Consider the following 15,668-nt stretch of genomic DNA (forward strand, 5'->3'; position numbering starts at 1 on the left):
CAGTGTCACCAGTTCGCCTGGTCGCATGGCTGGCTCCGCAGTTCGCACGAGCCGACCAGCATGCCAGTGGTCAAAAACACGACATCTGTAAATAGCCAGAACACGACATTAGGATATAGCTCCTACAACAAAAACTTCGCTAAATTATATTATGTAAAATTAGTGAGATTCCTAATTTAGTTCGAGCGACGGATCCTCACATTCAGCCGCATAACGCGAGGCCTCTGGAAGGCGAAAAACCGAGGCAATATCCCACCGCATCTGAGAATGAGAGCCAACAAATCATGGACCGAAAAATTTTTTAGTTCTCAACCTCTCGTTCCCGCCTTTTTTCCTGTTTAGCGCTCTTGCAATATTCGCAACAGCAGCGTTCCTGGCGCTCAAGCAGCATTAACTCCTGGCACGCGCCGTCTGATATGAGCATCTGACGGCGGTGCTCCATTGTGGGCTAGCTGGCGCGGCTCTTGAAAGACGGAGCCGCCACACCTTCGATCATGATGTTCACGCATGCTGGCAGCTTCGAGCCATGCGCTGCCTGCGCCTGTTCCATCGCGTCTTTTACGTCGTCCGCCTGTTCGACAAACGCGCCCGCTCCACCGAAAGCCTCGGTTACGCGATCGTAGCGCGCAGGCAGCAACTCGCAGCCAATCAACCGCTCAGGGCCATAACTGCGCAACTGGATCTGATATTCGGCGTTCCAGCGCGCATCGTTGCCAACGACGGCCACGAACGGCAATCCGTAGCGCACGGCAGTATCGATCTCCGCCGCATGAAAGCCGAAGGTGCCATCGCCCATTACGGCGATCACGGGCGCATCAGGGTGCGCAACGCGCGCGGCCAGCGCGAATGGAAGCGCGGCGCCGATCGCTCCGGCGACGCCGTTGATCACGCGGTTGGGTGCGCGCAGGCAGGCTTGCGCCCACTGCCCGAATTCGCCGCCATCGGAGATGAAGACCGCATCGGGATGGCTATCGAGCAACGCCTGAAACGGCGCGAGCGCCTGAACCGGATGAACACGCTTTGCAAGCGACGATGACGCCGTGCGCCACTGCTCGGGCCGCCATGCAATCGCGCCCCGCACGTCATGCGCCCATCGTTCATCGCACTTGTGGGCATTGCGGGAAACGGTAGCCAACATGTCGAGCGCGGGGAAGCTATCCGCGACAGCGCTGCCGATCAAGCGCTCGCCCACAGCGCGACGCGTGCGTGCAATCTCTTGCGGCTCCGGGTCGATCTGGGCAAACGTGCAACCCGGCGCAAACGCTGGCGATTTCCCGAAGGCCAGCGTGAAATCCATCCGCTTGCCCAGCAACATCACGCGGTCAGCTTGCGCGAGGACTTCAGCGAAGGCGCCGAGGCTCGGATCGTTGATGCCTCGCGGGCTCTCCATACCGATGACCGGAACGCCAAGCGCCGCCGCTAGCGCGTCGTTCCGTTCGCGGCCAGCGCCAGTCATGCACGCCGGCCCCACGAGAATCAGCGGGCGCGACGCGTCGGCCAGGCTCGAGACCAGGCGCCTCGCCGTTGTATCGTCAAGCATCTGACGTACCGGCAAAAAGCGCTCGGCGGTGATTTCATCAGGCATGTGAGCGGCGCCTTCCAATACGTCCGTTGGAAGGCTCAGGTGAACGCACCCGGGCCGCCCCGACTGCGCGACGCGCATTGCGTGGACCAGTTCGTCGACCAGCGTGTCTGGATGCTGTGCGGTGCCAGCCATCTTCACGAGCGGTGCCGCAACATCCGCCTGCCGCATCTCCTGAAAGGCGCCCATGCCCAACAGGTCGTGCGGTGCATGCCCGGAAAGAAGCAGAACGGGAGATTCCGCCATCTGCGCCGTATAGAGCGCCGAAACTGCATTCGCGTGACCGGGACCGCCCGTCACCAACGCCACACCAACTTTGCCGGTCAAGCGTGCATAGGCGTCCGCCATGTGCACGGCCGCGGCCTCATGGCGCGTGTGAAACAACTCGATACCCGCGCCAATGCATGCGTCGAACACCGGCATGATGTGGTTTCCCGACAAAGTGAAGATGTGCTTCACCCCTGCTTTCGACAACGCCTTTACCAGCGCGTCAGCGCCGCGGCATGCAATCGACATTGCAATATCTCCTGTTCACGAGCGGCTGATTTCCGCATTAAATGGGTGTCGAGTGAATTATTCGCGTCATCTATCGCGACGAAAAGTCAGTAATTCTTGAAGTCGACGAAAGAATCGCGTCGTCTCGCGTTCGATGCGCTGACACCCATGTTTTCCCTGATGGCAATCCGTAGGCTAACACATTACATTGCAACTCATACAGATGAGTTGTATGACCGTGTCGGACAGGTGACGCTCCTTGCGGAGCCGTATGCGTGCCCTGGTTACACAGCCAATTTCAATTCGCAGTGCTACCTTTATGCCCTGCCACACACGGGCCGGTCAACGTTGCCGGACCTCGTTCTCCAGACTTCATGCGCCGGGCTGCGCTGCGGATGTCAATCGCTCAGGCGGCGGAGGTGTGCGTTGAACCTCAGACTTTCTTTCAGCAAGGATTACTACGCCGGCGCACTGATGGTCGTGATCGGCGTGAGCGCGGCGTACGCCGGCATGTCCTATGACGTTGGATCGCTGACGAGCATGGGTGCGGGTTTCTTTCCCGTTGCCGTGGGCACGCTTCTGGCTTTTATCGGCATTCTGATTGCTCTCGCGGCCAAGGATCTGCCCAAACCCGCCTCGAACACGGGGGAGGCGCATTCGCGGCTGCCCGACCTGCGTGGTGCCGTTTGCATTATCTCGGGCACGCTCGCCTTCATCCTGATCGGCAAGTATGGCGGCCTGATTCCCGCCACGTTCGCGATCGTCTTCATTTCGGCGCTCGGAGACAGAACCAATACCGTGTTTCGCGCAGCCGCGTTGTCGATCGTCATGTGTGCGATCGCCCTCGTTGTCTTCTCATGGGCGCTAAAGCTTCAGCTGGCGCCATTTGCCTGGGGATAGTGAGCAACATGATCGAACAATCCTTGCACGACCTCTTTTACGGCTTCTCGGTTGCGCTTCAAGGCACCAACTTGATGTGGTCGTTCTTCGGCGTCCTCGTGGGCAACATGGTGGGCGTGTTGCCTGGCATGGGCGCGCTGTCGGCAATCTCCATCCTGTTGCCGCTGACCTATGTGATGCATCCTGTACCGGCAATATTGATGCTCGCCGGTATTTTCTACGGATCCCAATACGGCGGCGCAATCGGCGCCATTCTGCTCAATCTGCCTTCTCACCCTCCGCATGCGATTACCTGCCTCGACGGGTATCCCATGGCAAAGGCCGGCAGAGGCGGCGCGGCGCTGGGCATCACGATGTTGAGTTCGTTCTTTGCCGCGTCGACGGGCATTATCCTGATGATTTTCGCTTCGCCCTTGCTCACGGCAATGGCGTTCAAGTTCGGCCCCTCGGAAATTTTCTCCGTCATGCTGCTGGGTCTTCTTGCGGGCTCGACGATGTCGAGAGGCTCGGCGCTCAAAGGCATCGCCATGACGCTTTTTGGCTTGCTTTGCGGCATGGTCGGCACCGACGTCAATACGGGCACGTTCCGCTTCACGTTTGGCCTGACTGACATGAACGATGGGCTCGAACTGGTAGCAATCGCCATGGGGCTCTTTGGTGTGGCCGACTTCCTCTGCAACGTGAACAGAATGCAGGTGTCGAGCAAGTCTCTCAGCGTGCGTTTCAAGGACATGCGCCCCACGCGAGACGAACTCAAAGCCACCTTCTGGCCAATGACACGAGGAACGGCGGTGGGCGCGCTGTTCGGCGCCATGCCGGGAACCGGCCCTACGATCACAACGTTCGTGGCCTATGCGCTGGAGCGAAAGCTCTCGAAGCGTCCTCAAGACTTCGGCACCGGTGTGATTGCTGGCGTCGCGGCGCCCGAAGCGTCGTCGCACTCGAAAACGCAAGTCGATTTCATTCCGACGATGAGCCTTGGCATACCCGGCGATCCGGTGATGGCGCTGATTCTGGGCGCGCTCATCATTCAGGGCATTACGCCCGGCCCTCAGCTGATTTCCGAGCACCCCGATATCTTCTGGGGACTCATTGCGAGCTTCTGGATCGGCAATATTCTTCTCGTTCTGCTCAATGTGCCGATGATCGGCGTGTGGGTCAAATTGCTCAGGCTGCCGTACCGGTATCTCTTTCCCTCTGCGATGTTCTTTATTGCCGTTGGCGTATTCAGCACCCAGAACAGCCTTTTCGAAGTGTGGCAAGTTCTGGCGTTCGGCTTGATCGGCACCATGTTCAACTATCTTGGCTTTTCAGTTGCGCCTATCCTGCTCGGCTTCGTCCTCGGACCGATGATCGAAGAGAACTTTCGCCGTGCACTTCTCATTTCGCACGGGAATATGTCTATTTTCATCGAGCGGCCCATTAGCTGCGGATTCCTCATTGCATCGCTGTTGCTCGTCGTGATGGTCACGCTTTCCGCACAACGCAACCGCCGCCGCGCGAGTAAGACGGAACGCGTGCGCCAGAGTGCGGCGCGAGCCGAAATGCCTCGGGCAAGCAGCGATTAAACGGGGGCAGTAGAAGGACCGCCCGGCTGCAGTTTGCCCGGGCGGTTCCGTTTGTTCCTTTGGCGTAATGGCGCCCAGAAATCTGTTGTAAGCAGGCCATAGCATCGAATGCGTGCGAGCACCTGTCCATCGCAACACGCGTACAATACGGGTTACTACCTAACTGAAGACCCGGTTGCCCGTGAATACCCCCTCCTCGCCCGTTCGCACTTCCTCCGATACCTTCCAACGCATTCAACGCCAGATCGCCGCTGCTGCACGGTGGATGCTCGAATTGCACGACGACATCAGCGATCTCAAAGCGGCCGTCAATCGCCGCTCGATTCAGTCCTGACATCGGTCCGGCCATTGCGCTTGCGATACGGAGCCGAGAATCCGCTGACAAAATAAAAAGCCCGCCAGGATATCTCATCCTGGCAGGCTCAATAACAATGAAGTTCAGCGATTAGATAGTCACGCCAGCGTCTTTTTCATGTCGGCGCATTAGCTGGATCCGCAGTGGCGGTGCACGTCAATTCGCAGTGATATGGCTCGAGCTGACGATTTTTTGCCACTTCGCCGATTCCGTGGCGATCCTGGCCTGAAGTTGTTGAGGCGTGTCGCCGACCGGATCCATGCCGAGAACGGCCAGGTGTTGGCGAGTATCAGGCTGCGCTAGCACCTTCACCGTATCTTGCTGAATCTTGTTGATGACGTTCGCAGGCGTGCCGGCCGGCGCCACGAGTGCGAACCAGCCCGTCACATTGAAGCCGGGCAGCCCGGCTTCGCTCACGGTCGGAATATCGGGCCACGCCGCTGAACGATGGTCGCCGGTCACGGCGATCACCTTGATCGTCTTGCCCTTCATGAAAGGCATGGCCGCGGCGATGTTGGGCAATACGACCTGCACGCGGTCCGCCATCAGATCGTTGAGCGCAAGGACCTCGCCCTTATAGGGCACGTGAACCATGGGAATGCCCGCCGCGCCCGAAAACGCTTCGTCGGCCATGTGCACCTGACTCCCGATGCCGGCCGAACCAAAGTTCAGCTTGGGATGTTGCGTTTTCCCGTACGCGATCAGCTCCTTCACATTCGAAATGGGCAGCGAGGGCGCCACGGCAACGACCATCGGATTACTCGCGACCGTCGTGATATAGCTGAAGTCCTTGCCCGTATACGGGAGCTTTTTGTAGATGTACTGATTGACGGTGAACATGCTCCCCGACGCCAGCATCAACGTGTAACCGTCTGGCGGAGACTTCGCCTCCACCTCTGCGGCGATCATGCCACCCGCGCCGGGACGATTGTCGATCACCACGGACTGCTTCCATAGCGTCCCCAACCCCTGGCCGATCGTCCGGGCCAGCACATCGGTCGAACCTCCGGCAGAGAAGGGAACGATGATCCGGATCGGTTGGGAAGGCCAGGCGTCTTCTGCATGAGCGGCCGACTGCACTTGCAGGACAGCGGAAAGTGCGGCAGCGAGCACGAACCCGCGCCGAAGCGTCCGAACGAATTTGGGGGGCATTGCGTTGTCTCCGTTTGAAATAATATGGAACGGCAGTGATTCGATTCAAGCCGGACAGCAAAGTCGTTTCTGGAAATGCGCTTGTCACGCGGCATCCCTCATTGCGCCATCTGCTCGCAAAGAATCGTTTCTCCCGGCCGTACCCGGCTAAATGTCACTGGCTCCTGTTTGATCTCGACCTCTCCTCCACTTTTGCGAATCGTCGTGTAAGCGGACATCTCCAGATCGCCTGCCTCCGGATAGTCTTCACGGAAATGAGCACCTCGCGAATTCTCGCGGGAGATAGCCGCCTCGGTGATGATCTGGCTAACTGAAATCAGATTCTTCAGGTTCAGCCAGTCGTGCCACTGTGCGTTGAACGCGCGATCGCCATCCACGACGCCCGTGAGCATCAACCGTTCATGGAGCTCGCTCAGAACCTTGCGTGCCCGCAAGAGCCCATCGCGATCGCGAATGATGCCGACGTGCGTCCACATGCATTCGTAGAGCGCTTCCCGAATGCTCTCGAGCCCTTTTCCGTTTTTGGAAAACGGAACCTCGGCTTCCTTGATGGCGCCTTCGATGGCATGCGAATCGGGTTCGCGAAACTGGCCTTGCGCTTTCACCCACTTCGCCATGTTGTCGCCAGCAATTCCACCGAATACCGTGGAATTTGCCACACCATTGCCGCCTAGCCGGTTCGCTCCGTGCACGCCCCCCGTGTCTTCTCCCGCGGCGAAAAGACCATTGAGTTCGGTGCTGCAGTCGGTGTGGAACGTGACGCCACCCATCATGTAGTGCGCGGTTGGCACCACTTCGACGAGGCCGCCGGCTAGATCGAACCCGCAATCCGCGCAGCGTTCCACCATGCCCTTGAACTGCTTGCGGACCTTGTCCCGGCCAAGGTGGCTCATCTGGATGTACACGCCGCCGTTAGGCGAAGTTCGCCCCTCGCGCATTTCAGAATAAATGCCGCGCGATACGATATCGCGCGTTGCACGTTCGCCGCGCTTGTCGTAGTTATCCATGAACCGCGTTTTCGAGCCGTTCAACAGGTGCCCGCCTGCACCGCGAAGTCCTTCTTCGAGCACCGTTCCGGTCATCCGCGTGTGACTGCCGGCTAGCAACCCCGTAGGATGGAACTGCACCATTTCCATGTCGCGCAATGTGAGGCCTGCGCGCAACGCCATCGCAAGTCCGTCGCAGCTCTTGTCCCCTGATGGCGTATGGAACTTGTACATCGTCGGTCCGCCGCCCGTTGCGAGCAGCACCGCCCTCGCCTGCACGAATACGAACTTGCCCGTGCGCATGTCGATCATCAGCACGCCCGCGACATGCTTGCCGTCGGCGGTCTTGATCAACTCGATGGCCCGGTGCTCCTCCAGGCGATGGATGCCGCGGCTCCACACCTGCTCGGCCAGCCGGTTGATGATCTCGATTCCGGTGAGGTCGCCTTTGTGGACCGTTCGGTCGAACGTCTGGCCCGCGAACGCTTTCTGGTGAATCGACCCATCCGGGTTGCGGTCGAAAAAGCAGCCGAGTTCGTTTTCGAGTTCGCGCACGCGCTCGACAGCCGTGCTCACCAACGCCCACGCGAGGTCCTGATTGGACAACCACTTGCTTCCCTCGATCGTGTCCATGAAGTGACGTTCGACCGAATCTCCGGGAGCCAGCGCGACGTTATAGCCGCCCTGCACCATGCGCGTACAGCCGCACTTTCCGAGCAACCCTTTCACGGCAACTGTGATCGAGAGGTCGGACGCTTGCTTGTGCGCATGAAGCGCAGCAAAAAGACCGGCGCCGCCCGACCCCAGAATCAGGATATCCGTCTTGATGCGCTCGATATTCATTTTATCTGTACTCCAAGGCTTTCGAGCACTTCTGCCCGTCGCGCGGCGGTGTCGCCCTTCACTTCGTCGTACAGGCTCCCACCATGGCTGTCCATGGCCACCAGCAGCGGACCAAAACCCTTGATTCTGAATTTCCAGAGCGACTCAGGATTGAGGTCATCCAGATCGACGGCTTCGATCTTTTCGATCCAGGTGGTTTCGAGCGCTGCGGTACCGCCAATGATCGCGAGGTAGACGCCGCCCAGATCCTGGAACGCCGACTTCGATCCTTCGCGCAACCCGCCTTTTCCGACGATCATGCGCACGCCGTATTGCTCCATCAGCGGACGCGTGAAACGTTCCATGCGGTCCGACGTGGTCGTGCCAATGCAGACCGGTTGATATCCCGCCGGGAATTCGTTGCTCGGTGCCACCTTGCGTACGTTCGGCGCCGTATGAATGACCGCGTGCCCGCGAAGGTCGAATTCCGTCGTGCGCCCCTTGTCGAACAAATGAATCTGCGTGGCGTCGCGAATGCCGAATAGCGTTTGATGCAATGTCACCGTATCGTTCACTCGCAGCTTGCGGATCTGCGACTCGTCGACAGGCGTATGGAGGTCGTAGTGAGCCATTTCAGAATCCGTAAATGAGACCGTCTGTGGTAAGCCGCGCCTTCGCGCGCCGCGCGGAGTGACATTGCATGTTGACCGCAATGGGATTCATCGTGATGTGCGTCGACGCTAGTTCGATATGCACCGCAAACGCCGTACTGTCGCCTCCCAGACCCTGCGGCCCGACACCGAGGCGGTTCACCGCTTCGGTCAACTCACGCTCGAGCGCGGCGCCCTCCGGATCGGCGCACGCGGTGCCCAGCGCCCGCGTCGCGGCACGCTTGGCTAGCGCGATGGACAGATCGGACGTGCCGCCGAGGCCCACTCCCACGATCGTCGGCGGACATGTCTTGCCGCCTGCCGAGATCACGCAGTCGACGACAAACGTCTTGATCGCGTCGATTCCCTCGGCGGGCACGGCCATCTTCAGGAAAGAATTGTTCTCCGAGCCGCTGCCTTTCGGCACCATCTCGATCGTGGCGGTTTCGTTCTCGTCCGTGAAGTCGACGTGGATGACGGGAACCTCGATGCCGCACGACGTGTGATTGTTCTTGCGCGTAAGCGGATGCACGACCGACGAGCGCAGCGGGTGCTCCCGCGTGGCGCGCTCGCACCCTTTGCGGATGGCCGCCTTCAATTCGAATCCGTCGAACTCGACATTGCGGCCAAGCGCGACGTTGTAAATAGGAATGCCTGTATCCTGGCAAAGCAGGTTCTCCGTATCCTCGGCCACACGGATGTTGGTCCGCATCGTTTCGAGAACCCGCTGCGCGACCGGCGACGTTTCGCTAGCAGAAAGTCTTTTAATGCCATCTTTTACGTCGGGCGGGAGCAACTTGAGGGCGCGGATATACAGTTCTTTCGAGGCTTCCTCGACGACGTCAAGATCAAGTTTCATGACCGTCTCTTCCGGATTGGTGAAGCTGATTGTGGGTGTCTGGCTTGATGTGCACGCTCAAAGCGCGGCGCTAATGAATCAGCGCGAGCAGGAATGCGAGGCCGGTACAGGTGCTCGCTCCCAAACCGAAGGCGAGCCAGTTTTTTCTCAAGCCTGTCCACGGCAGAAATTCGATCAGCAGGAGGCGAATGCCGCCCATCATGTGAAGCGAGAGCAGAACCACGAGGCCCCACTCGCCAGACTTGAACAGCGGCTGATCGGTCACACGCAAAAAGCCGTCGAGAGAAGCCTCGCCCGTAATAGCGTGGCCGAGTGCCCAGAAATGAACCGGCAGGAACAAGGCCAGCGCGAGGCCAGAAAGACGATGCACCAGAAAAGCCCACCAGGCAGGATGCGTGCGGGCGCGATAGTCGTTCTTTCGCATCACGATACGACTCCATAAACGGCTCGCAAGCCCATCATCGCGATGACCGCGGAAAATGCGAAACAGGCGACCTGTGCCGGCTTTGCGCGCCAATGCAGCCACTCTTCCGCGATTCTGAGCAGACCGATAGGCACGTGGATCGCGCACGCCATCACGAATACCGTATAGAAGGCGCCAAACACCAGATTCCCGCGCGTGCGACCGAGAATGGCCGATGCGCTCAAGCCGCTATGGACGGCGTAGATGATCACGCCCAGATGAACGAACACGCAGAGCGCGAGCACGCTCGCACTCATGCGCTGCCAGTACCAAAGGCGGGCCTGCGTGCGAAGAGATAGGCCTTGCATTACAGGTCTCCTTCGCGCGCGGCCTTCATCGTCATGCGTTTGAGGCCGGCAATACCGGCTGTCGGCGAAAGATGCTTGGGACAGCGTTCCGTACACGTGGCCTGCGTATGACACGAGTGACACCCCGCATCGCCCGCCACGGCTCGCAGGCGTTCCAGTGTTTGCGTGTCGCGTTCGTCGTTGACGAGCGTCCACGCGCGATTCAGCGCGGCAGGCCCCAGATAATCCGGACGCCACGTCACGACGTCACAAGACGAATAGCACACGCCGCAACCGATACACTCGATCCCGGCGTCCGCCGTTTTGCGTTGCGCGCTTTCGGGACTCACCCTGGCGAAATCGTCGTGGCGTGTATGGCTTCCCGAAAACTGCCCCTTCGCCCGGCTCCACTTGTCGAAGAAGTCGCTCATGTCGGTCACGAGATCCTTGATGACCGGCAGGTTCGAAAGCGGCGCGATCTCCAATTCGTCGTTCACCGCGACTTTCGACACGTGCGTACGGCACGTCCAGCGCGCCTTGCCGTTGACGTTCATCGCACAGGATCCGCACATGCCCACGCGGCACGCGAACCGGTATGCAAGGTCGGGCTGCAGTTGCCGCTGGATGAACGTCACAACGTCCAGCACCGTTTGACTTTCGTAACGCGGCACCTCATAAGTGGCCAGCGCTCGGCTAGCACTTCTCCAGACTCTGACTCGAAGTTTGTCGGTATTCACGATGCCTCTCGAATGGCTGCTGTCTCAGTACGATTGAACGGGTTTCGTACTTCGATTGTTCAGCAAATCATCATCAAGAAAAATCGAATAATTCTGACGTTCAGACAAAGGTTTCCTATGCCTCGCCGCGCACGCGCCGAAGCTTCAGCACGGTAGCCATTTGCGCGTTGTCGCGCTCCTTTTCGAGGCCCGAAACCACAAGCGTGGCGACGGCATTGCCGATCATGTTGGTCACGGCCCGCACTTCCGAAATGAAGCGGTCGACGCCGAGAATGAGCGCGGCGCCTTCAATGGGAATCTGCTTGAATGCCGTGAGCGTGGCGAGCAGCGTGACGAATCCCGCGCCCGATACCCCAGCCGCGCCTTTCGAGCTGATCATCGAGAGGACCATCAGCCCGATCTGATCTCCCCACGACAGCGGCACGTTGTACGCTTGAGCGATGAACATCGCGCAGATCACCTGGGCCACACAGGTGCCGTCGAGGTTGAATGAATAGCCCATAGGCATCACGATACCGACGACCTGCTTCGGACACCCCATGCCTTCGAGCTTGCGGATCAACTGCGGGAACACGGATTCAGACGACGTCGTGGCAAGAACGAGAAGAATTTCTCCCTTCAAATAGTTCACCAATCGAAGCAGCCTGAAACCGCTCATCCGGCAGATGGTGCCCAGCACGACCACAAGGAAAAAGATCGTTGCCACGTAAATCGTGATGAGCAGCATGCCGAGCGAGTTCAACGCCGACAGCCCATATTTCCCGACTGCGAAGCCCATCGCGCCCAACGCGCCCAGCGGCGCAAGTTTCATGATGAAGCCGACGATCTTGAAGAGCACCTCCGACACGGACTCGAAGAACGTCAGGACCGGCTTCCCCTTCTCGCCGACATACGACAATCCCACCGCGAATAAGCAGGCAATCACAACGATCTGAAGCATGTCGCCCGAAGCAAAGGGACTCAGGAAACTCGAAGGGATGATGTTGAGGAAGAATCCCGTGAGTCCGCCTCCGTGATGCACTTCCGTTTGAAATTGCGCCAGCACGTGGACATCGGCCGTGCCGGGCTGGATATTCATGCCGACACCCGGCCCGATCAGGTTCACCATCAGCATGCCGATGAGCAAGGCTAGCGTGGTCACCACCTCGAAATAAATAATGGTCTTGCCCGCGATCCGCCCCAGCGTGCGCATCTCGCCAATCTGCGAGGCACCGCATACGATCGTGGTGAAGATCAACGGCGGCGTGATCATCTTGATCAGACGAATGAAAGCGTCGGATAGCGGCTTGAGGGATTGGGCGAACGTCGGGAAAAAGTGTCCGATTGCGATCCCGATCAGAATTGCGATCAGGACTTGGACATAGATGTGCCTGCAAATACGACGCAACATGGTGTCTCCTTGATCTCGCCTCACGCCGCGCGCACGCGACGTTGGCGAGAAAGATGCCGGGCCGCGCAGACCCGCCACTCTGACCAGTTGTGGCAACAACCTGGAGATCGCCTCTGCCGGGCGAATGTTTCCAGGCCGTCTCATGCATTCAATGTTGACCGCCGTTTTACCAGCGCTTCGTCTTGATGTTGTGAACGTGAGCGTGCTCGCCCGCCTTGATGGGCGCCACTACCTTGCCAATATCGACGCCGTATTTGTAGACGGTGTCGCCCACGGCCATGTCCTTGAGCGCTACCTTGTGACCGATCGGAATGTCCTGCTGAGCGACGATCGCGACGACCTTGTCGTCATCCATAATCCAGGCATTCAACGCCAGGCCCGCCTTGATGCCCTCCACCACGGCAACGCCAACCGTGTCTTCGCGCTCATGCAATACCGCGTGAATCATCGTCTACTCCTTGTTTAAGGTGAACGAGGTGTGAATCCGGCCTAGCCGAACAAGGCAGGCACCGAACGAATGATCAAATTGACCGCCGCGACGATAAGAACGATCCAAAGCAGCGTGAGGACGCGTGCCGCCGAAATGGCGCTGCGCAGCCTCGCACCCGCGAACAATCCCACCGCGCCACAAGGCAATAGAAAGCTGGCGAGCGGCAAAACCGCAGGGTTTCTATAGAGTCCTGAAACAGAGAAGAGAATCAGCCGGGCGACCGCCGTGGCGGTAATGAGTGTGCTGATCGTGGCTCGCCGCTGGTCGGGATCGCGCAGGCGACCGGCCAGATAAATCGTGTAAACCGGGCCGCCAGTACCGAATACTGCGGTCAGGCATCCGCCCCAAAAACCCAGGGGAAGTGCCCAGCGCCCGCCTATCTCGCGAAATTCGCCGCGAGACGTGACCTTCCAGAGCGAGTAGGTCAAGAGGCACACGCCCAGAATCAATTCGAGCGGCTTTTCCGGCACGCAAACCAGTACGCTCACACCCAGTAGAAGCCCGATGCACAGCCACGGCCCGAGCCTTTTGAGTTCCTGTGTCTGCACAGACTGAAGGTTGCGCATGCCCACGAGCATCCCGGCGACGAGATCCAGCACCAGCATCACGGGAGTTGCCGTGCGCAGTGGAACCAGTTGCGTGAGCAACGGGATGGCGACGATCGACGAACCAAAGCCCGTCATCCCGTAAACCAGATACGCGATCGCCACGACACCGCCTGCCACTGCGATCGAACTGACACCGATTCCGATGGCGCAGGCGGCGATTTGCGCATTCAACCAGGCAATCATTGATGAGGGGTCCGGAAGCGACTTTCAGCGTTGTGGGGGACAAGCGGGCGACGCATCAGCTGCACCGCCCCGGAAATTCTGGTCGCGAATTTCGGCCGCGTTGCTGCGTCCATTGTCGCTTGCGGCTTGCTAAAGATAAACGCAGTAATGGTTTTCCTGAGACCAGGAAATACTTTAGTTTGCGTAAAATTTCGGGGATCGAAGCGAGCATGTCTTCTCCGCGAAACGCGAGCAATGCCATCCATTCGCACCCTCAAAATATTTCTCTCCGTCGCGCGATGTGGCACCTTTGCCGCCGCAGGCAACAAGGTTGGCCTCACCGCTGCTGCCATTGGCCTGCAGATTCGCGCGCTCGAAAGCGATCTCAATGTTCAGCTTTTTGACCGCAACGCACGCGCTGCCGTGCTGAATCCGGTTGGCCGCGCACTCATTCCCGAGATCGAAGAAATCGTTCGCCGTTACGAGCTCCTCGAGGTCGCCGCCGGCGGCGACGAAATGTCGGGAACGGTCGTGATCGGCGCGCTCGTCTCCGCGTTGATGGGTGCGTTCGCCGATGCCCTATGGTCAATCCGTCAACGCCATCCTCGCCTGGATGTGCATCTGCTCGCAGGCATGTCCAGCGATTTCGCGCACCAGGTCGAAGTCGGCGAACTCGATGCGGCGGTCGTTACGCAGTCTCCGCACCCCTTGGCGTCCACACTCCTTTGGACACCTCTGTACTCCGAGCCGATGATTCTCATCGTGCCAACGGCTCCGCACTTCGATTTGCCGCCCGAGCAGGATGAAATCATCCGTGACGCGCCGTTCATGCGCTTCGACCGCAGCACCTGGACCGGGCACCTCGTGCAGAACGTGCTCGATCAATGCAAGGCCGAAGTCAACGAGGCGATGGAACTGAACTCCGTCGAAGCGATCGTCGCGCTCGTGCGCCAGGGCTTCGGTATTTCGATCGTTCCTGAACTCGCGAACGTCGATTTCGCCAACGATCGCGCGATCCGCGTCATGTCGCTAGACGGCGTCGACGTGCGGCGCCACGTCGGCTTGCTCGAACGCGCCAGGCACAGCCGCACTGCATTCACCGACGCGATCAAGAGTTATTTCACTGCAAGCTGACACGTCTGGCGATCGATCGCCGCAATCATCCCGCCAGCGCTCGCAACTGATTGAGCAGGGCGTCCTGAATATCGATGCCATCGCGCGCAGCGGTATCGGCGAGATCGGCGCGCCGTTGTCCCGGCAACCGCACATCGGCGTCCTGCAACATCACTTCGATCAACGCCTCGACGCGCGAAAGATAGGCGGCATTGCCCGCCAGCGCACCCGGATCGATCGCCCAGAACAGGTGGCCCACGCGCGACTTTTCGCCCGCTTCGGTCAGGAACGAACCTGCCTCGTAGCCAAAGTTCGCCCCGGCCAGCGCCGCCGCAAGCAATTCGACCATGAGCGCGAGCATCGCCCCTTTCGCCCCGCCGAATGGCAGCATCATGCCTTCCAGCGCGGCCTTTGCATCGGTTGTCGGCCGGCCGTCGCGCGAGGTCGCCCACCCTTCGGGAATGGGCTTGTCTTCGCGAGCGGCCACCATGATCTTGCCGCGCGCGACATTGGACAACGACAGATCGATCATCAACGGCTTGCCGTCGCGGCGCGGAAACACGGCCGCCACGGGATTCGTGCCGAAGACGGCATGCCGCCCGCCCCACGCAGGCATCGCGGCGGGCGTGTTGCTGAACGCAAGCCCGACCATGCCAGCTGCGCCGACCGGCTCCAGATGCCACGCGCCCGCGCCGAGATGATGGCTGCGCTTCACGCTCACGACCGCGCTGCCGTGTTCGCGCGCGCGGCCCACGAGCGTTTCGACGGCGAGTTCGCAAGCCGGAAACGCCATGCCGTCCGCCGCGTCGATCAGCACGGCTGCATTGCGCGATTCGACGATCGCCGGACTCGCCTTCGCATCGACACGGCCGTTGCGCAACTGCGCGACATACATCGGCAAACGTGCGACGCCGTGTGATGACAAGCCGCGTTCGTCGGCGTAGACGAGCGCGCGTGCGGTGGCCTGAGCCGTGCGCGGCGTGGCGCCGGCGGCAAGCATCGTGCGCGTAGCAAGGTCGTGAAGATCACCTGACGAAATCCGCGTCATA

15 protein-coding genes are annotated in these 15,668 nt (G+C 59.7%); 3 read left to right on the plus strand and 12 right to left on the minus strand.

All coding sequences use genetic code 11. The annotated features are described in order from the left end of the window. Positions 1–448: 448 nt before the first annotated feature. Positions 449–2,098 carry a thiamine pyrophosphate-binding protein gene (locus VSR72_RS40745; protein WP_342957845.1) on the minus strand — a complete coding sequence of 550 codons (1,650 nt, stop codon included), beginning with the start codon at positions 2,096–2,098 and terminating at the stop codon, positions 449–451. A gap of 453 nt (positions 2,099–2,551) precedes the next feature. On the opposite strand from VSR72_RS40745, the gene VSR72_RS40750 reads away from it, so the two are divergent. Next, positions 2,552–2,977, plus strand: coding sequence for a tripartite tricarboxylate transporter TctB family protein (locus VSR72_RS40750; protein WP_342957884.1), 426 nt, complete (start codon positions 2,552–2,554; stop codon positions 2,975–2,977). Between the two features lie 8 nt (positions 2,978–2,985). Next, positions 2,986–4,545: a tripartite tricarboxylate transporter permease gene (locus VSR72_RS40755; RefSeq protein WP_342957885.1), complete on the plus strand. Its 1,560-nt coding sequence runs from the start codon at positions 2,986–2,988 to the stop codon at positions 4,543–4,545. Between the two features lie 511 nt (positions 4,546–5,056). Here the strand turns inward: VSR72_RS40755 and VSR72_RS40760 are convergent. The 10 genes from VSR72_RS40760 to VSR72_RS40805 all read right to left on the minus strand — a co-directional run bounded on the left by VSR72_RS40760 (position 5,057) and on the right by VSR72_RS40805 (position 13,527). Further along, complete coding sequence (locus VSR72_RS40760; protein WP_342957846.1) at positions 5,057–6,052, minus strand: tripartite tricarboxylate transporter substrate binding protein; 996 nt, start codon at positions 6,050–6,052, stop codon at positions 5,057–5,059. A 98-nt stretch (positions 6,053–6,150) separates the two neighbouring features. Beyond that, complete coding sequence (locus tag VSR72_RS40765) at positions 6,151–7,881, minus strand: FAD-binding protein (RefSeq protein ID WP_342957847.1); 1,731 nt, start codon at positions 7,879–7,881, stop codon at positions 6,151–6,153. Next, complete coding sequence (locus VSR72_RS40770; RefSeq protein ID WP_342957848.1) at positions 7,878–8,492, minus strand: fumarate hydratase C-terminal domain-containing protein; 615 nt, start codon at positions 8,490–8,492, stop codon at positions 7,878–7,880. Before VSR72_RS40770 ends, VSR72_RS40765 begins: the two co-directional genes overlap by 4 nt. 1 nt (position 8,493) lies before the next feature. After that, complete coding sequence (locus VSR72_RS40775) at positions 8,494–9,369, minus strand: fumarate hydratase (protein ID WP_342957849.1); 876 nt, start codon at positions 9,367–9,369, stop codon at positions 8,494–8,496. 70 nt (positions 9,370–9,439) lie between these two features. Next, positions 9,440–9,793, minus strand: a complete 354-nt coding sequence (gene sdhC / locus VSR72_RS40780; protein ID WP_342957886.1) for a succinate dehydrogenase, cytochrome b556 subunit — start codon at positions 9,791–9,793, stop codon at positions 9,440–9,442. Further along, positions 9,793–10,140 carry a succinate dehydrogenase gene (locus VSR72_RS40785; RefSeq protein ID WP_342957850.1) on the minus strand — a complete coding sequence of 116 codons (348 nt, stop codon included), beginning with the start codon at positions 10,138–10,140 and terminating at the stop codon, positions 9,793–9,795. The genes sdhC and VSR72_RS40785 overlap by 1 nt, the downstream gene beginning before the upstream one ends. Then, positions 10,140–10,856 carry a succinate dehydrogenase/fumarate reductase iron-sulfur subunit gene (locus VSR72_RS40790; RefSeq protein ID WP_342957851.1) on the minus strand — a complete coding sequence of 239 codons (717 nt, stop codon included), beginning with the start codon at positions 10,854–10,856 and terminating at the stop codon, positions 10,140–10,142. The genes VSR72_RS40785 and VSR72_RS40790 overlap by 1 nt, the downstream gene beginning before the upstream one ends. 115 nt (positions 10,857–10,971) lie before the next feature. Then, the gene (dctA, locus tag VSR72_RS40795; RefSeq protein WP_342957852.1) at positions 10,972–12,246 is read right to left on the minus strand and encodes a C4-dicarboxylate transporter DctA; all 1,275 of its coding nucleotides are present in this window, start codon (positions 12,244–12,246) and stop codon (positions 10,972–10,974) included. A 166-nt stretch (positions 12,247–12,412) separates the two neighbouring features. Then, entirely contained in the window at positions 12,413–12,694 is a 282-nt protein-coding gene (locus VSR72_RS40800; RefSeq protein ID WP_133180037.1) for a UxaA family hydrolase, read from the minus strand. 41 nt (positions 12,695–12,735) lie between these two features. Continuing rightward, complete coding sequence (locus VSR72_RS40805; protein ID WP_342957853.1) at positions 12,736–13,527, minus strand: sulfite exporter TauE/SafE family protein; 792 nt, start codon at positions 13,525–13,527, stop codon at positions 12,736–12,738. Between the two features lie 234 nt (positions 13,528–13,761). Between VSR72_RS40805 and VSR72_RS40810 the strand changes: the two genes are divergently transcribed. Next, positions 13,762–14,640, plus strand: coding sequence for a LysR family transcriptional regulator (locus VSR72_RS40810; RefSeq protein ID WP_342957854.1), 879 nt, complete (start codon positions 13,762–13,764; stop codon positions 14,638–14,640). A gap of 25 nt (positions 14,641–14,665) precedes the next feature. On the opposite strand, the gene VSR72_RS40815 is transcribed toward VSR72_RS40810, so the two are convergent. After that, on the minus strand, positions 14,666–15,667 hold the full coding sequence (locus VSR72_RS40815) for an Ldh family oxidoreductase (protein ID WP_342957855.1): 1,002 nt from the start codon (positions 15,665–15,667) through the stop codon (positions 14,666–14,668). Position 15,668: the final 1 nt, after the last annotated feature.

The sequence above is a fragment of the Paraburkholderia sp. JHI869 genome, from assembly GCF_038900775.1.
Lineage (GTDB): Bacteria > Pseudomonadota > Gammaproteobacteria > Burkholderiales > Burkholderiaceae > Paraburkholderia.